This is a genomic window from Microbacterium sp. HM-570 (assembly GCF_054165885.1).
Map to the genome: position 1 here is coordinate 3,215,003 of NZ_CM135111.1, position 16,337 is coordinate 3,231,339.

The window sequence follows — 16,337 nt, forward strand, 5'->3', positions numbered from 1 at the left end:
CTCACCGGCAATATCGTCTGGCCCTGAACCTCAATATTCGGTGGCCCTGAAACACGATAATCCCCGGCCCCCAAAGCTCCGAATACTCAGGGGAGGCATCCGAAACGCCTCGAACCGACGGCTGTTGGCGATCTCGCTGGCGATCACGGCGATCGTGATGGTGGTGCAGATCGTCGGCGGTGTGCTGAGCGGATCGCTCGCGCTGCTGGCCGACGCGGCGCACATGTTCACCGACACGGCGGCCCTCGTCATCGCGCTCGTCGCGAATGCCGTCGCGTCGCGACCGGCCGATGACCGGCGCACCTACGGCTATCAGCGCGCCGAGGTGTTCGGGGCGCTGATCAACGCGGCCGTGCTGATCGTGCTGTCGGTCTGGATCGCGGTCGAGAGCGTCGGACGTCTCATGGCGCCGGGGGATGTCGACGTCGAGGGCAGTGTGATGCTCGTCATCGCGATCGTCGGGCTCGTCGCGAATGCCGTCGCGCTCTGGCTGTTGAGTTCGGCGCAGCGGAACAGCATCAACGTCCGCGGGGCGTATCTCGAGGTGATGGGGGATCTGCTCGGGTCTGCGGCGGTCATCGTCGCGGCGCTCGTGATCGTGCTTTCGGGGTGGGTACAGGCCGATGCGATCGCGTCGCTGCTCATCGCCGCCATGATCGTGCCGCGTGCGATCGGGCTGTTGCGCGAGGTGTTCTCGGTACTGTCGGAGTCTGCTCCGCAGGGCACGCGGATCGCCGAGATCCGCGACCATATTCTGGGCGCGCCGGGCGTCGCCGACGTTCACGACGTGCACGTCTGGCAGTTGACGCGCGGGGCGCCGGTGTTCACCGCGCACGTCGTGGTCGAGCCCGCCGTGCTCGAGGCTGGGAGAGCAGCGGAACTCCTCGCGAGCCTGCAGTCGTGCCTCGCGGATCACTTCGACGTCGCGCACTCGACGTTCCAGATCGAGCCCGCGGGACACGCCGACCGCGATCCGGCCGCGCACGCGTGACGGGGGTCGGTCACACCACAGGAGCGAGCTTGGTCAAGAGCGTGTGCTCAGCGAGATCGGCGAGGCGTCGTGTCGCGGGTGACAGGTACGTGCCCTCCCGCCAGATGAGCGCGACCGTGTCGTACATGGGTTCCGCGAAGGCTGTCACGTGGATGGACTCGGGGAACGCCGCGCCTTCCGCGATGGTGCGGCAGACCATAGTGTCGGCTGCACTGGTCGCGACCAGGTTGAGCGCCGTCTCGACGTGCTCGACCTCGATGGCGGGATCGATGGTCAGTCCGCGCAGTCGCGCGCGTTCGAGCAGCTGCCGCCGGGTGGGATCGTCCCAGCCGGCATACGCGTCGTACAGCACGAGCTTCGCGTCCGACACCTCCTCGATCGTCACGGGTCCCTTCTCGGGACGGCGGTGCGCGGATGCATAGACGACCTCGTCGCGGAAAAGCGGCTTCACCTCGAGTCCGTCGTCTGTGACGGGAAGGACGACGAGACCTGCTTCGATCTCGCCCGAAATAACCGACTCGGCAACGAGCGAGGAATTAAGACCGACGAGACGCACCTTGACGCGTGGGTAGCGCGTGTGAAAACGCTGGACGAGATCCGATAGGTCGTAGTACGCGGCGTTGCGCAAAACGCCGAAGGTGCACGTGCCGCCTTCGAGCGATGCGAGGGCGCGGATGGCGTCGACACCGTTCGTGATGGCTGTCACGGCCTGCAGCGCATGCTCGCGAAGCTCCAATGCAGCCGCCGTGGGGACGAGGCGTCTTCCACCTCGTGTGAAGAGCTTCAGACCGAGTTCGCGTTCGAGACGGGCGACGAGTTCCGAGATGGATGCTTGGGTGGAATCCAATTCGTTTGCCGCGGCGGTGAAGCTGCCTTGTTCCAGCGCGGCCAGGAATGCCTTCAATTGCGTCAGAGTCATGTGCACTGCCTTTCGTGGGTGCCCATCGAAGTATAGGCAAACACGTTGGTTTTCACCGTACTCAACGGGCTTGTGGGTGATCACTGTGATCCCTACTGTTTCACGCATGCGCTTTTCTCCTCCTTTGCTCGCTCAGCTCAGCAGTTCCTTCGTCCACCTCAAGACGCCCGCGGTCGACGCTCCCGCCGCTCAGCGCGATCCGGCCGTCATCCGCACCGTCACCGAGATGTTGCAGACGATCGAACGGGGCGGGCTGGATGCGGTGCGCGACTACGCGCGCAAGCTCGACGGGTACACCGGTGGCGAGATCGAGTTGTCGGGTGCCGAGATCGCGAGGAGTGGCGCGCAGCTCGAGCCCGCGCTGCGCGCGGCTATTGAGCTGGGCTCCACCCGCACCCGAGCCTTCGCCGATGTCCAGCGGGGGAAGCTCGTCGACTTCTCCACCGAGCTCGAGCCGGGGTTGACCACCGGCGTGCGTTACATCCCCGTCTCGCGGGTGGGCGCCTACTTGCCTGCCGGCCGATTCCCGCTCACAGCATCCGCATTCATGACTGTCGGTGTCGCCAAGGCGGCCGGAGTCCCCTCTGTCATCGCATGCACCCCGCCGCAGCCCGGCGGGCGTGCCAATGACGCGGTGGTCTATGCCGCTCATGTGTCCGGAGTCGACCGGATCTTCGTGCTCGGTGGCGTTCAGGCGCTCGCGGCGATGGCTTTCGGTTTGCTCGAGGAGTTCCCGGTCGACATGCTCGTGGGAGCGGGAAATGCTTATGTCGCTGAGGCCAAGCGTCAGCTGTTCGGCACTGCCGCGATAGATCTCCTTGCGGGGCCCTCGGAGGTGGCGGTCCTCTCCGATGAAACGGCAGACCCAGAGATCGTCGCGGCCGACCTGCTCGGTCAGGCGGAGCACGGCCCGAACTCACCGGCCGCTCTGGTCACGACGTCCGCCGAACACGGAGCTGCCGTACTCAAAGCCGTCGAGCGTCAGCTGGCGGGGCTCGCGACGGCATCGATCGCGGGACCCGCGTGGCGGGACTACGGCTCCATCACTGTCGCCACGGATCGGGAGACGGCCGTCGTCCTCATGGACGACCTTGCCCCTGAGCACCTCGAGGTGATCACGTCGGATGACGAGTGGTATCACCAGAACCTGCGTAACTACGGCTCGATCTTCCTGGGCCCGTGGAGCACGGTCGCGTACTCCGACAAAGGCATGGCGGGCACGAACCACGTCCTGCCCACCGCAGGGGGCGCCAAGCACAGTGCCGGGCTGTCGGTCTCGAGGTTCCTCAAGCCGCTCACGTACCAGCGCATCTCGCGCGAGGCGACGCCGAGTCTTGCGCACGCGGTGCAGGTCATCTCGGATTCCGAGGGGATGGCCGCGCACAGCGCCACTGCGACAATGCGCCTCGCGACATATCGGGAGCCCGTGCACACGGCATAGTGACGAGCGGGCGGCCGGACGGTCGCTTCCAGGACAAGGAGAGACGATGGAGCACGAGGACGCCAGTGACCCCGCGTCGCACAGGGTGCGCGCGGTTGCGGTCAGCCCGACGATCCGCTTCGGCGACGTCGACGGCAACATCGCGCGCGTCGCCGAAGCGCTCGATCACGTCGCGGGCGATACCGCCCAACTCGTCGTCGCGCCCGAACTGACCACGAGCGGGTACGTCTTCGTCGACCGGGCCGAGGCACGGGGGCTCGGGATGTCGCGGTCCGACACACGGCTCGCGTCACTCTCCCGCGCGATCGGCCCACGCACCGTCGCGGTCGTGGGGTTCTGCGAGCGTGACGGCGACGATCTCTTCAACAGTGCCGCGGTCATCACGCAGGACGGCATCCAGGCGGTCTACGCCAAGTCGCATCTGTGGAGCGCCGAGTCGATGATATTCCGTCCGGGACCGACGGCGGGCGCCGTCGTGGACACCGCGATCGGGCGTGTCGGTGTGGCGATCTGTTACGACAACGAGTTCCCCGAGGTGCCTCGTCGGCTCGCGCTTGCCGGTGCCGACATCCTCGCGCTGCCGGTGAACTGGCCGCTTGTGCCCCGCCCGCGCGGAGAACGCCCGCCCGAGACCGTTCAGGCGATGGCGGCCGCACGCTCCTCGAGGCTGCCCACCGTCATCGCCGATCGCCACGGCGCCGAGCGTGGGGTCGTCTGGACGGGCGGTACGGCGGTGATCGACGGCGACGGCTGGGTCGTCGCCGATCGCCACGGCGCCGAGCGTGGGGTCGTCTGGACGGGCGGTACGGCGGTGATCGACGGCGACGGCTGGGTCGTCGCCGACAGCGTCCGCGGCAGCGCCGATGCGGTGCTGGACATCACGCCCGGTCACAAGGCACTCGGGCCGTGGAACGACCTCTTCGCTGACCGACGCCCCGAGATCTATGAGCCATCCGCACCCGACACCCGAGAAGGACAACGATGAACGAGCCCCGACCTGAGATCGAACAGACCGAAGTGGCGTTGCCCACGACCGCGGGCATCGAGGTGAAATCGATCGACTGGGTACCCCTATCCGAGAGGACGGGAAAACCGTCGAGCCTCTTCTCGCTCTGGTTCATGTCGAATGCCAATCTCACAACACTGGCTACCGGGATGGTGGGCGTGGCGCTGGGGGCTAACCTGGCGGTGTCTCTGCTCGCGATCATCACCGGCGTGTGCGTGGGGACCGTGTTCACGGCGTTCCACTCGGCGCAGGGCCCGCAGCTGGGACTGCCGCAGATGATCCAGTCGAGGGCGCAGTTCGGCTACCGGGGCGTGGCTCTAGTGTGCCTCGTCGTGATCGCCAGCATCGTTGGTTTCAATATCTTCAATCAACTGCTCGCCGGTGAAGTCCTGACGATGACGACAGGGGTCGACGCGGGGGCAGGATGGTACATCCTGATCACCGCGCTCTCGTTGACGCTCGCGATCGTGGGCTACCACTGGATCCACCGTGTGCAGAAGTGGCTCACCTGGCTCTTCCTAGCCACGTTCGGCGTGTTTACGGTCGTCGCCGTGGTGGTTCTTCCTCTGCCCGACGGCGCGCTGTCGCTCGGCGAATTCAACGGGCCCGCGTTCCTCGTCCAGTTCGCGGCGGCAGCGGCGTATGCGCTCGGCTGGGCGCCCTACGTTTCCGACTACTCCCGGTACCTTCCGCCCCAGACAAGCCCACGAAAGGCGCTGTTCTACACCTCTTCCGGCGTCATCGTCGGCGCCGGATGGCTCATGGCGCTGGGTGCATTCGTCGCTTCGCTCTTCTCCGACGCCGATCCCGTGCAGGCGATCGCCGCCACGGCCGATGCTCTCCTGCCCGGCCTGGGTGTTGTCCTGCTGTGGAGCGCCCTGCCTGCCCTCATCACCGTGATCACGATCAATATCTACGCGGCGAGCATTGAACTGATCACCGTGGCTGACTCGTTTGCGACCGTTCGGCCGACACGCAGGACACGCATCGTCGCGTGCACGATCGTCGCCCTCGCGGGCCTTCTGGGCGCGGTGTTCTCGACCGGGGAGTTCTTGGCTTCGTTCGGCAGCTTCCTCGTGATTCTGCTCTACGTGCTCGTCCCGTGGACGTCGGTGAACCTCATGGACTTCTACTTCATCCGCCGAGGCCGCTATGCGATCGCGGAGATGTTCCGCCCGCATGGCATCTATGGCGCGTGGGGATGGCGCGGCATCGTCGCCTACCTCGTCGGCATCGCGGCCATGATCCCGTTCGTCGTGACGACATGGTTCGTCGGGCCGCTCGCGCAGGCCATCGGCGGCATCGACATCGCGCTGTTCGTGGGCCTCGGTGCATCCGCACTGGCCTACGTGCTTCTGGCCCGGGGGCTGGACCTCTCCGCGGAGCGCGAGCTCGCTGCAGAAGAGGGCGACGCGTTCGGCGTTCGTTCGGTCTCGTTCGACCAGGCTCGCGGCTGAGGGCTGTGCCGGTCCCTGGTGTTGTCGCGCCGGGGACCGGACCGCCGCCTGCTTCGCCCTCGGGGGAGGACTTCGGCGCCGGGAGAGGAGTATCGCGCTTGAAGCATCCTCATCCCGTGCCGAAGTCCTCCACTCCCGCAGATCCGACGCTGATTCAGCCCTCACGCACCACGTCGGCGGGGTCCTTGTCGGGACGCAGGCCCCGCCAGCGCGCATGACGCAGCGACCCATCCCGGGTCCACTCGGCGAACTCCACCTCGGCGACGAGTTCCGGCCGGACCCACAGGGCGTCCGAGGCATCCGCCGCCGGGACTCCGACGAACGGATTTGTATTCGTTCGCAGCGGCGTCAACGCCTCCGTGAGCCGCGCGAGGGTCGCATCGCTGAAACCGGTGCCGACACGCCCTGCGTACTGCAGCCCATCCGGACCCGGAACACCGAGCAGCAGTGACCCGATCGATCCGCTCCGGCCACCGCGGCCCGGCCTGATGGCGCCGATCACGACCTCCTGCGTGTGTGTGAGCTTGAGCTTCAGCCACGACTCGGTGCGGATGCCGCGGCGATACGCCGACGCCGGGTCTTTCACCATCACCCCCTCCAGGCCGAACTCGCGAGCCGTCGCGAGGGCGGCGTCCAGATCGTCGAAGACGGGCGGCGCAGACAGCGGAGGTCGGGCATCCGTCACGACACGTTCGAGCAAAGCCCGACGCTCATGCAGGGGGAGGGCCGCAACATCCGCTCCGTCGTGCTCGATGATGTCGAACACGTAGTACGTCACCGGAGTGCGCCGGGCCTCGGCGGCGATGTCCTGGGCCTTGACCAGATTCATGCGGTGCTGCAGAAGCGAGAAGCTGGGTCGACCCGTCTCATCGAGCGCGACGAGCTCCCCATCGAGCACCGCGGGTTCGGGCGGGAGCCCGAGCGACTCGGCCGTGAGTTCGGGGTAGCGCGCGGTGATGTCGGTGCCACGACGACCGATGAGGCGGAGCACATCGCCATCCCAGACGCCGAGGGCACGGATGCCGTCCCACTTGAACTCGACCCATGGCTCCGCGCCGGCGCGTGCCGACCAACGCCGGATCGACCCGGCCGCGAGCCCGGGTGTGGAGCCCGTCGCGAGCATCGGGCTGAAGCGCTCGCCGGAGGGGATATCGGAGTGTGGCGGTGATTCTTCGTCCAGGGCAATGACGGGCGTGCCTTCCGGCTGCGGCTGGCCCGAGGCATCCGTCTTCATCCGATGTAGCAGCCAGGTCGACTTCTCGCCGTCGCCGTCCGTGCGGATGAGTGCGAGGCGCACCGCGCCGAGCGGGCCGCCGGGACGCCCCTTGAGGGTGAAGATGATCTCGTCGTCGCGCCACTTCTCGAGCTCGTAGCGTCCGTCGTCCCAGATCGTCATCGAGCCCGCGCCATACTCGCCCGCCGGGATCGTGCCCTCGAATTCCGCGTACTCGAGGGGGTGGTCCTCGGTCTGCACGGCCAGGTTGTTGCGCCCGGCGGTCGGGGGGATGCCGCGGGGCACCGCCCAGCTGGCGAGCACGCCGTCGCGTTCGAGGCGCAGGTCCCAGTGCAGGCGAGTCGCGTGGTGCTCCTGGATGACGAAGCGCGGGCGTTCCCCCGATGCCTCGGAAGCGCCCAGCGCGTTGGCCGGCACCGGTTCGGGGGTCTTGCCCGCCTCGCGTTTGGCGATATACACGGCGAGGGGTCCGTCGTCCGCGGCGCGACCGCCCGCGTGGAAGCCGAGTGCGCTGAGGGGGTCGCCATCCGCTTCCACCCTCTCGAGCACCTCGGCGAACTCGAGGTGCGCCAGGCCCGGGTCCTCGAGCTCGTCCCATGTTCGAGGAGCGGCGACCGTCGGGCGCAGGCGTCCGCGCAGCGAGTACGGCGCGATCGTCGTCTTGGCGCCGTTGTTCTGGCTCCAGTCGATGAACACGCGGCCGGGGCGCGCGGCCTTGTTCATCGCGCTGACGACGAGGTCGGGATGGTCCGCCTCGACGGCGCGCGCGAGCTCCTTGGCGAACGCCGAGATCTGATCGCTCGTCTGTCTCGCGTCGAGCGCGGCGTAGAGATGGATTCCCTTGCTCCCGCTCGTGACGGGGTGCGCGTCCCAGCCCATTCCGGCGAGGATCTCGCGGCACCAGCGCGCGACCTCGGCGCACTCCGCGAGCCCCACTCCAGGACCGGGATCAAGGTCGAGCACCAGCCGGTCGGGGTTGCCGCGGGCGCCGTCCGCGGTGAAGCGCCACTGCGGCACGTGCAGCTCGAGGCTCGCGACCTGCGCGAGATAGACGAGCGTGGCGACATCCCCGACGAGGGGATAGTCCTTCGGCCCGCCCGAGTGCTCGATCGGCGTGCGCCGAACCCAGTCGGGTGCGCCGGCCTCGAGGTCTTTGGCGAAGAATGAGGACTCGGGATGCTCCGCCGTGCCCACGCCATCCGGCCATCGCTTGCGGGTCACGGGTCGCCCCGTGACGTGCGGGATCAGGAACGGCGCGATGCGCGTGTAGTACGCGATGACCTCGCCCTTGGTCGTGCCCGTTTCGGGGTACAGCACCTTGTCGAGGTTGGTCACGCGCAGGCGGCGCCCCGCAACACGCACCACCTGCTCTCCCGCCATGCGTCGAGGCTACTCGTCCTCCTCTCTCGACCTCCGGAACCGCTCGCCTGGCAGTAGATGCGGTGTAACGCGCGTGCGCATCACGTTTTGTGCCAGGGGAGCGGGTGTGGCGGCGGACCTGGGCGGCGGGTGCCGGGAGCGGATGTCAAGCGCTGGCATCCGCGTGCGGCAGGGGTGTGTACTGGTCACATGAGAGCGATCTGGAAGGGTGCCGTCGCGTTCGGCCTCGTGAACGTGCCGGTGAAGGTGTATGCCGCTACCGAGGATCACGACGTCTCGCTGCACCAGGTGCACGCGGCGGATGGCGGACGCATCCGGTATCAGCGCATCTGCGAGATCGACGGCGAGGTCGTACCCTATGCCGACATCGATCGGGCGTTCGACGACGGCGAGCAGACCGTCGTTCTGACGAAGGATGACATCGCCTCGCTCCCGTCCGAGCGCAGTCGCGAGATCGAGGTCGTCGAGTTCGTGCCGTCCGGGCAGGTCGATCCGATCATGCTCGACCGCTCGTACTTTCTCGAGCCCGATTCGACGTCACCGAAGGCCTATGTCCTTCTGCGGCGGACGCTCGAAGAGACCGACCGCACCGCGATCGTGCGGTTCACGCTGCGCCAGAAGACGCGCCTCGCGGCGCTGCGGGTGCGGGGCGACGTGCTCGTGTTGCAGACCTTGCTGTGGTCGGACGAGGTGCGCGAGGCATCCTTCCCCGCGCTCGACGAGCCCGTCAAGATCTCGGCGAAGGAGCTCGAACTCTCGGCGAGTCTCGTCGACAGCTTTGCCGAGGACTTCCGCCCCGACGATTTCGTCGACGACTACCAGCGCGAACTCAAGACGCTGATCGAGGCGAAGCTCGAGCAAGGGGACACCCTCGACACATCCGCGACCTTCGGCGGGGCGGCCGAAGAAGACAAGGGTGGCGAGGTCATCGACCTGATGGACGCCCTCCGCGCGAGCGTCGAGCGGTCCCGCGCCGCGCGCGAAGGGGGAGGGACGAAGAAGGATGCGCCTGCCAAGAAGTCAGGGGCGGGTTCGAAGCCTACCGCGAAGACCGCCGAGAAGTCGGCGCCGAAGAACAAAGCCGCGAAGGCATCCTGACGGAGACCTGACGCGCGGCCCTATGCGCCGGGGCGGTGCTCGCTGTGTGAGTCGTGGTGGCCGATCTCGGGCGCCTTCTCGAACACCTCGGGCTCGAGCACGAGTTCCTGAGCTTCGACGGCGTCCGTGAGGACATCCTCGCCCGCGGCTTTCTTGGCCTTCCGGCGTTCGCTGAAGTAGTGGTACGCCGTGACGAGGAGCGTTCCCGCCACAGCGGCGAGCAGGATGACGTCGATGTACTCCGCGACGAAGTCTCCGAGCCCGGGGATGAATCCGATGACATACCCGATCATCGTGAGCCCGAAGCCCCAGATCATCGCGCCGATGAAGTTGTAGAGCGAGTATCGGCGCCACGGCATATGACCGACGCCCGCCGCCACCGGGGCGAAGGTGCGCACGATCGGCACGAAGCGCGCGATGATCACGGTGAGACCGCCGTATTTGGCGAAGAAGGCGTTCGTCCGCTCGACGTTCTTTCGGCTGAAAAGCCCGGATTCCTTGCGCTCGAATATCGCGGGGCCGCCCTTATGGCCGATGTAATACCCGACCTCACCACCGAGGAAAGCTGCGAGCGCGATGAGCAGCGCGACCCACCACACGTTGATTCCGAAGACGCCGTTCGGCGCGACATCGCTCGCGTGCGAGAGCAGCCCCGCCATGATCAGAAGCGTGTCGCCCGGCAGCAGGAAGCCGACCAACAGGCCGGTCTCGGCGAAGACGATGAAGCAGACCACGAGAAGGGCCCAGGGGCCCGCCGCAGCGATCAACGTCTCGGGATCGAGCCAGGGGATGAGGGCTGCAGGCTGCACGAGTTACTTTCCCGTCGTTCTGGGGCAGGTCGCCCGCCTCGCGGATGTGCGAAGAGTCAGCCCCGTGCGGAAGGTGGGACTTGAACCCACACGCCCGAAAGCACAGGAACCTAAATCCTGCGTGTCTGCCAATTCCACCACTCCCGCGAGACTCAATAGTCTACCGATCCCCTCGACCATTCCCGAGAGGTGAATACTCGCGGTTCTATACATAGAACCACAATGTATAGTTCTGCAAGGGTAGGAGGTCCCATGAACATCGACAAAGACCTGGTCGCCGCGATGGCAGCACCACTCGTGCTCGCGATCCTGAATGACGGGCAGAGCTACGGCTACGCCATTCTGAAGCGCGTCCGCGAGCTGTCGGCAGGTGAACTCGAGTGGACGGACGGCATGCTTTACCCGCTGCTGCACCGGCTGGATCGCCTCGGGCACGTCGAGGCCGAGTGGGGTGTTTCGCCCGAGGGTCGCCGCCGTCGCAACTATCGGATCACGGATGCCGGACGCGCACAGCTCGTCGAGCAGCGCCGGCAGTGGGCCACCGCAACCCGCACTTTGAGCGGCATCTGGGGCCTGGCAGCCCCAGGCAGCCTTCCGGGCAACTTTCCTGGCGGCATCGCCGTGGCGGGGGCGTGACGTGGGGGCGCTGGATGACGGCGTGCAGCAATGGCGTGCTTCGCTGGCGCGCGGACGGGTGATCGACTCGGCTGATCTGGATGAGCTCGAGGAGCACCTGCGCGATCAGGCGGAGGATCTCACCGAGTCGGGGTTGAGTGAAGACGAGGCGTTCTTGATTGCGCTGAAGCGCCTCGGGGCGGCGGACCGCCTGACCGCGGAGTTTGCCCGCGAGCACGGCGACCGTTTGTGGAAGCACCTGGTGCTCGCTCCCGAGGTGGATGCTGAGGGTGCCAGGGCGAAGCATCCGCTCGTCGTCATGATCGCGTTCGCCGTCTTCGCTGCCGTGGCGATTCAGGTCGGGCGGATCGCGGCGGGGAGTGACGGCGGCATGGCTTCGTGGTTTCCGCGCAACGTGAGTCTGTTCGTGCTTCCGGTGCTGGCGGGGTACCTCGCGTGGACGCGTGGTGTCACTCGATCGCGAGCGGCCGTTCTCGGCGGCATCGTGGCGATTCTCGCGGTCGGCGTGAACGTGTTGCCGTTCGACGATTCGTCGTCGACCGCCACCCTCGTGGCGATACATCTGCCGGTCGTGTTGTGGTTCGTCGCGGGCGCTGCGTATGTCGGTTCGGAGTGGCGGACGAGCGCCCGGCGGATGGACTTCATCCGGTTCACGGGGGAGTGGGCGATCTACCTCGTGTTGATCGCTTTGGGTGGCGGGGTGCTGGTCGGGTTGACCGTTCTGGTGATCTCGCCGATCGCGCCTGAATCGATCAGCGGGCTGGATATGTGGACCGTACCCTCGGGCGGTGCTGCCGCTGTGATCGTCGCGGCCTGGCTCGTCGAGGCTAAGAAGAGCGTGATTGAGAACATCGCTCCCGTGCTAACGGCGATCTTCACGCCGCTGTTCGCCGTCATGCTCGTCGCCGCCGCGGTGCTCTATGCCGTCGCCGGCATCGGTCGTGAGTTCGACCGCGACCTGCTGACGGGATTCGACGTGCTGCTGCTCGTCGTGCTCGGACTGGTGCTCTACGGGCTCTCAGCCCGGCCCGAAGCGGCGCGCGCGGGAGTGATGGACGTCATCCGTCTCGTCGCGGTGGTGGCGGCACTCGTGCTCGATGCCTTGGTGCTCGGCTCGCTCGTCGGCCGTATCGGTGAGCTCGGACTCACGCCGAACCGCATCGCCGCGATCGGTCTGAACGCGCTGCTGATCGTCAACCTTGCGGTCACGGCGTGGCTGTCGATTCGGCTTCTGATCGGGCGCGCACCCGCGTCGCGCCTGGTCCGCTGGCAGACGTCGTATCTACCGGTATTCGGCGTGTGGGCGGCGGTTGTCGTGCTGGTGGTTCCGGCGCTGTTCGGCTTCGCCTGATCCGGCGAGCACCCGGACGTGCGAGCGAGGGATAAACCCGGCCCTCACGCATTCGTTCGCATGGCGATGCTGCCTATCGTGAGGTCATGGTGGCGAGGTGATGGACACGACCCGGCTCTGGCGGATCCTGCTTCTCGTGGTCGCGGGATTCAGCGCGCTCTCAGCGATTGGCGGCGGCGTCGGACTGATGACACCGGGGTCGCTCGGCATGCCCGCGTGGTGGGTGGAAGACAGCGGCTTCACCTACCTCGGCGCCGGGCTGGTCCTGCTCATCGTGGTCGGCGGCACTCAGACTCTCGCGTTCGTGCTGCTGTTGTTACGTCGCCCGTATGCGGCTCTGGCGAATGCGGTCGCGGGATTCGGCATGGTGCTGTGGATCTATATCGAGGTCGTGCTGCTTCCGGTCTATTCGGTCCTGCACACGATTTACATCGGCACGGGCATCGCGCAGCTCGCCCTCGCGTTCGCGTGCTTGGGTGTGCTGCGACGCGATGCGGGTCTGCCGGTCGACTGACGGCCTCGTCGCGTCAGTCGGTGAACCGGCGGTCGGTGAAGTATCAGCCCTGGAGTCCTCGGTTGTGCATTGCGATGATGATGGCCCCAGGCACGAAGGTCGCGAAGCCGATCGCGGTTGAGCCGATTCCGATCGCGGGCCCGAAGAGGATGACCCCGAATACGACAGAACCGGCACCCGCAGCACGAAACGCCGTCGAGCGTGCGGGGGTATGTTCGGGCCGCGCCCACACCGAAAGACGGCTCGAAGCGTTGGCGGCCGACAGCAGCATCGCCGACCAGGTCAACAGCCCCATCCCGAAGATGACGCTGAGCACGGCGAGGGAATCCACGCCTCGATTCCAACAACCGGACGGCGAGCGGTCAAGCCTGCAGGGCGAGTTTGTGAGCAGCGCCACGCGCCGCCTCTCGGTGCGTCTGTGGATAACTCCGGATGCAGCCGCGGGCATCTTGCGAGGATGCCCGGGTGTCGATCTCCCCGAGCCCCGCCCTCGCTCACCCCGCCGCGCGTCCCGATGCGGCTCCCGAGGCCGTGGTGGCGGCTCGGGTGCGCGACCGGCTTCGCGCCGAGCACATCGACCCAGCCCGTGATCCCGACGCGGCACATCGTTTCGCGCTCGCCGAGGTGCGGCGCCATAACGACGTGGCTCTCGCCCGCGGTCTTCCTCTGGTCGAGGATGAGGTGGCCTGCGTGCGCGGTGCCCTGGCCCAGGTCACCGGGTTCGGGGCGCTGCAGCCATACCTGGACGATCCCGGGGTCGAGGAAATCTGGATCAACGCCCCCGATCGGATATTCGCCGCCAGAGCGGGAGTTTCCGAGCGTTTGCTGATTCGCCTGACCGACGAGCAGGTGCGTGATCTCGTCGAGCGGATGCTCCATCCGACCGGACGACGGGTCGACCTCAGCCAACCCTTCGTGGACGCGTCGCTGCCCGACGGGTCCCGTGTTCACGTCGTGATCCCGGATATCACCCGACGCCATTGGTCGGTCAACATCCGCAAGTTCACGCCCGCCTATCGCGACCTCGATGCTCTCGTCGCCCTCGGGTCGCTGCGTCTCGACGACGCGGATCTGCTGCGCGATGCGATCGCCGGAGGGCGCAGCATCCTGGTCTCGGGCCCCACCCACGCGGGCAAGACGACGCTGCTTGCGGCGTTGATCGCGGCATGCCCGCCTGATCATCGGGTCGTGACTGTGGAGGAGACATTCGAGTTGGGTGTCGATGCTCCGGACATCGTGGCGCTGCAGGGACGGCAGCCGAGCCTCGAGGGCACCGGTGAGGTTTCGCTTCGGCGTCTGGTGAAAGAGGCGTTGCGGATGCGTCCGGACCGGCTGGTCATCGGAGAGGTGCGTGACGCCGAAGCGCTCGACCTCGTGTTGGCCCTCAACACGGGGGTGCCCGGCATGGCCTCGATCCACGCGAACACCGCGAAGGATGCTCTCGCCAAACTCGCCGCGCTGCCGCTCTTGGCGGGTCGAAACATCGATTCATCCTTCGTCCTGCCCGCTATTGCCGCGGGCGTCGACCTGGTCGTGCACTGCTCGCGCTCGGCGGACGGACGGCGCCGAGTGAGCGAGATCGCGGCAACGACGGGCCGGGTCGTCGGGGGAGCGGTCGAGTTCGAGCGGGTCGGGGGCGAGCGGGTCGGGGGCGACGCGTGACGTTCTTGTGGGGCGGCGTGCTCGGTGCGGGGTTGCTCTTGGTGCTGTCGCCCTGGCTCTGGCCGAGCCGTCCGTCACGACCCTCGCGTGCGGGGGCGAGCGCGCTCTCGCGGCTGCTCGACGAAGCCGGGATGTCACACGTGCGGCCTCGTGTTCTTGTCGCCGTGTCGCTGTTGCTTGCCGCAATCGCTTCGGCTCTGGTCTGGCTCGTACTCGGCGTGCCGATTCTTGTGATGTGCGCAGCGGCATTCGGTGCGGCGGCGCCCGTGTTGTGGTTGCGCGCTCGGCGCACCCAACTCATCCGGTCGCGGCGTGGGCTGTGGTCGGATGTCTGCGATCACCTCGTTTCGGCCGTGCGGGCGGGGATGTCCCTGCCCGACGCGGTCGCGAACCTCGCGGTTTCGGCGCCCCCACTCTTGCGGCCCGCGTTCTCGTCATTCGCACGCGACATGGCGGCTTCCGGTCATTTCGATTCCAGCGCCCTGCGCCTGAAGGCGCTGCTCGCCGATCCCATCGCCGACCGCATCGTCGAGACGCTCCGGATGGCGCGGCACGTCGGCGGTACTGAACTTCCCGGGGTGCTCCGGGCGCTCTCGACGGCCGTGCGGGCGGATGCTGCGCTGAGGGCGGAGGTCGAGGCGCGTCAGTCGTGGATTCGGGGCGCTGCGCTGCTCGGGGTCGTCGCGCCGTGGGTGATCCTCGCGCTGTTGTCGCTGCGACCAGAGGGTGCCCGTGCGTACACCAGCCCCGAGGGCATCGCTCTCGTGATCGCGGGTGGGCTCGCCTCCGTCCTGGCTTATCGGCTCATGCTCGGCCTGGGGCGCCTTCCGGAACCACGGAGGTGGCTCGCGTGAGCGGCGTGTCGATGGGTGGTGCCCCCGTGAGCACGATGGCGCTCGCCGTCGTGCTCGGTACGGCGTTCGGACTCGGCGTGTGGCTCTTGATCGCCCTGTTGCCGCGGTGGCGCGCGGTTCCTCTCGAGCGTCGCATCGCGCCCTATGTACGGGAGGTGACGGATCCCCGAGGCGTCACGCCCTGGTTGGCGACGGATGCCTGGGCCGCCCCGACCCTCGGGCGAGCATTCGCGGCAGCGGGCATCCGGTTCGCGGGACTCTTCGGGAGCTCGGCGACGATCGCGCGGCGGTTGGCGCAGGCGGGACGATCCGGCGGTGTCGAGGAGTTTCGTGCGCGGCAGCTCGCGTGGGGGATCGGAGGCTTACTCGCCGGATCCGTCGTGCTGATCGGGGTGACCGTCGCGGGGCGGTTCACGCCCGTGGCCGCGGCCGTGCCCGTGATCGCTGCGGTCGCGGGCGTCGTGCTGTGTGATGCCCTGCTGCAACGCGCCGCGAAGGCACGGCGGGCGCGGTTGCAGGAGGAACTTCCGCCGGTGCTCGAGTTCTTGGGATTGTGTCTGGCCGCGGGCGAAAGCCTGCTCGATGCTCTGCGTCGTGTCGGCTCGATCGGTAGCGGTGAGCTGTCGCGCGAGCTTGCGGGGGTCGTCCTCGAGACGGGCACTGGGTCGTCCCTGGGGGAATCGCTCGGGTCGCTGTCGCGTCGTCTCGAGTTGCCCGCTTTCTCGCGTGCTGTCGATCAGCTCGTGGCCGCCATCGAGCGGGGCGCGCCGCTCGTTCAGGTGCTGCAGGCGCAGGCGGGTGATGCGCGTGAGGCCGCGCGGCACGAACTCATTGAGCGGGCCGGGCGGTCCGAAATTCTGATGCTCATCCCTCTGGTCTTCTTAATTCTTCCCCTGTCTGTCATTTACGCCGTTTACCCGGGTGTTTTCATGCTGCGCCTCGGGCTCGGCTGAGGCCTCAACGAAAGGATCGACATGTACGCAAC

The 16,337-nt window shown here is 67.4% G+C and carries 15 protein-coding genes and 1 tRNA gene; 11 read left to right on the forward strand and 5 right to left on the reverse strand.

Features of this window, described 5'->3' with window-relative positions; translation table 11 throughout:
• Nucleotides 1-124: 124 nt before the first annotated feature.
• On the forward strand, nt 125-991 hold the full coding sequence (locus ACT9TC_RS15345) for a cation diffusion facilitator family transporter (protein WP_458041312.1): 867 nt from the start codon (nt 125-127) through the stop codon (nt 989-991).
• Nucleotides 992-1,001: 10 nt separating this feature from the next.
• On the opposite strand, the gene ACT9TC_RS15350 is transcribed toward ACT9TC_RS15345, so the two are convergent.
• The gene (locus ACT9TC_RS15350; RefSeq protein ID WP_458041313.1) at nt 1,002-1,910 is read right to left on the reverse strand and encodes a LysR family transcriptional regulator; all 909 of its coding nucleotides are present in this window, start codon (nt 1,908-1,910) and stop codon (nt 1,002-1,004) included.
• 106 nt (nt 1,911-2,016) lie between these two features.
• Here ACT9TC_RS15350 and hisD point away from each other — a divergent pair, with 106 nt between their 5' ends.
• The 3 genes from hisD to ACT9TC_RS15365 are packed head-to-tail and all read left to right on the forward strand — an operon-like array spanning nt 2,017 to nt 5,814.
• Nucleotides 2,017-3,351: a histidinol dehydrogenase gene (gene hisD, locus ACT9TC_RS15355; RefSeq protein WP_458041314.1), complete on the forward strand. Its 1,335-nt coding sequence runs from the start codon at nt 2,017-2,019 to the stop codon at nt 3,349-3,351.
• A gap of 46 nt (nt 3,352-3,397) precedes the next feature.
• A complete protein-coding gene (locus ACT9TC_RS15360; RefSeq protein WP_458041315.1) occupies nt 3,398-4,336 on the forward strand; it encodes a nitrilase-related carbon-nitrogen hydrolase in 939 nt (312 codons plus the stop codon).
• Entirely contained in the window at nt 4,333-5,814 is a 1,482-nt protein-coding gene (locus tag ACT9TC_RS15365) for a purine-cytosine permease family protein (protein ID WP_458041316.1), read from the forward strand. Before ACT9TC_RS15360 ends, ACT9TC_RS15365 begins: the two co-directional genes overlap by 4 nt.
• A gap of 154 nt (nt 5,815-5,968) precedes the next feature.
• Here the strand turns inward: ACT9TC_RS15365 and ACT9TC_RS15370 are convergent, their stop codons facing one another.
• Complete coding sequence (locus tag ACT9TC_RS15370; protein ID WP_458041317.1) at nt 5,969-8,428, reverse strand: ATP-dependent DNA ligase; 2,460 nt, start codon at nt 8,426-8,428, stop codon at nt 5,969-5,971.
• Between the two features lie 189 nt (nt 8,429-8,617).
• Here ACT9TC_RS15370 and ku point away from each other — a divergent pair, with 189 nt between their 5' ends.
• Nucleotides 8,618-9,526, forward strand: a complete 909-nt coding sequence (gene ku, locus ACT9TC_RS15375) for a non-homologous end joining protein Ku (RefSeq protein WP_458041318.1) — start codon at nt 8,618-8,620, stop codon at nt 9,524-9,526.
• A 20-nt stretch (nt 9,527-9,546) separates the two neighbouring features.
• Here ku and ACT9TC_RS15380 read toward each other — a convergent pair whose 3' ends face one another.
• Both ACT9TC_RS15380 and ACT9TC_RS15385 read right to left on the reverse strand, forming a co-directional pair.
• A complete protein-coding gene (locus ACT9TC_RS15380) occupies nt 9,547-10,335 on the reverse strand; it encodes a DedA family protein (protein ID WP_458041319.1) in 789 nt (262 codons plus the stop codon).
• A gap of 65 nt (nt 10,336-10,400) precedes the next feature.
• Nucleotides 10,401-10,482: transfer RNA gene (locus tag ACT9TC_RS15385), tRNA-Leu, on the reverse strand.
• Between the two features lie 105 nt (nt 10,483-10,587).
• On the opposite strand from ACT9TC_RS15385, the gene ACT9TC_RS15390 reads away from it, so the two are divergent.
• From ACT9TC_RS15390 to ACT9TC_RS15400, 3 genes are all read left to right on the forward strand, one after another.
• Nucleotides 10,588-10,971 (forward strand): PadR family transcriptional regulator, encoded by a 384-nt coding sequence (locus ACT9TC_RS15390; RefSeq protein WP_458041320.1) that lies wholly within the window; start codon nt 10,588-10,590, stop codon nt 10,969-10,971.
• A 22-nt stretch (nt 10,972-10,993) separates the two neighbouring features.
• Entirely contained in the window at nt 10,994-12,322 is a 1,329-nt protein-coding gene (locus tag ACT9TC_RS15395; protein ID WP_458041321.1) for a permease prefix domain 1-containing protein, read from the forward strand.
• A gap of 97 nt (nt 12,323-12,419) precedes the next feature.
• Nucleotides 12,420-12,836 (forward strand): hypothetical protein, encoded by a 417-nt coding sequence (locus ACT9TC_RS15400; RefSeq protein WP_458041322.1) that lies wholly within the window; start codon nt 12,420-12,422, stop codon nt 12,834-12,836.
• A gap of 43 nt (nt 12,837-12,879) precedes the next feature.
• Here the strand turns inward: ACT9TC_RS15400 and ACT9TC_RS15405 are convergent, their stop codons facing one another.
• Nucleotides 12,880-13,167 (reverse strand): hypothetical protein, encoded by a 288-nt coding sequence (locus ACT9TC_RS15405; protein ID WP_458041323.1) that lies wholly within the window; start codon nt 13,165-13,167, stop codon nt 12,880-12,882.
• Nucleotides 13,168-13,307: 140 nt separating this feature from the next.
• On the opposite strand from ACT9TC_RS15405, the gene ACT9TC_RS15410 reads away from it, so the two are divergent.
• From ACT9TC_RS15410 to ACT9TC_RS15420, 3 genes are read left to right on the forward strand one after another with little or no spacing between them, the layout of a single operon-like run.
• Nucleotides 13,308-14,498: a CpaF family protein gene (locus tag ACT9TC_RS15410; protein ID WP_458042955.1), complete on the forward strand. Its 1,191-nt coding sequence runs from the start codon at nt 13,308-13,310 to the stop codon at nt 14,496-14,498.
• Entirely contained in the window at nt 14,495-15,352 is an 858-nt protein-coding gene (locus tag ACT9TC_RS15415; protein ID WP_458041324.1) for a type II secretion system F family protein, read from the forward strand. Before ACT9TC_RS15410 ends, ACT9TC_RS15415 begins: the two co-directional genes overlap by 4 nt.
• Nucleotides 15,349-16,305: a type II secretion system F family protein gene (locus tag ACT9TC_RS15420; RefSeq protein WP_458041325.1), complete on the forward strand. Its 957-nt coding sequence runs from the start codon at nt 15,349-15,351 to the stop codon at nt 16,303-16,305. The genes ACT9TC_RS15415 and ACT9TC_RS15420 overlap by 4 nt, the downstream gene beginning before the upstream one ends.
• Nucleotides 16,306-16,337 lie beyond the last annotated feature (32 nt).

What these genes read in the sequence shown, in the direction of transcription:
- ACT9TC_RS15350 (WP_458041313.1), bottom strand. Translation starts at nt 1,910, where the DNA reads ATGACTCTGACGCAATTGAAGGCATTCCTGGCCGCGCTGGAACAAGGC.
- hisD (WP_458041314.1), top strand. Translation starts at nt 2,017, where the DNA reads ATGCGCTTTTCTCCTCCTTTGCTCGCTCAGCTCAGCAGTTCCTTCGTC.
- ACT9TC_RS15360 (WP_458041315.1), top strand. Translation starts at nt 3,398, where the DNA reads ATGGAGCACGAGGACGCCAGTGACCCCGCGTCGCACAGGGTGCGCGCG.
- ACT9TC_RS15365 (WP_458041316.1), top strand. Translation starts at nt 4,333, where the DNA reads ATGAACGAGCCCCGACCTGAGATCGAACAGACCGAAGTGGCGTTGCCC.
- ACT9TC_RS15370 (WP_458041317.1), bottom strand. Translation starts at nt 8,428, where the DNA reads ATGGCGGGAGAGCAGGTGGTGCGTGTTGCGGGGCGCCGCCTGCGCGTG.
- ku (WP_458041318.1), top strand. Translation starts at nt 8,618, where the DNA reads ATGAGAGCGATCTGGAAGGGTGCCGTCGCGTTCGGCCTCGTGAACGTG.
- ACT9TC_RS15390 (WP_458041320.1), top strand. Translation starts at nt 10,588, where the DNA reads ATGAACATCGACAAAGACCTGGTCGCCGCGATGGCAGCACCACTCGTG.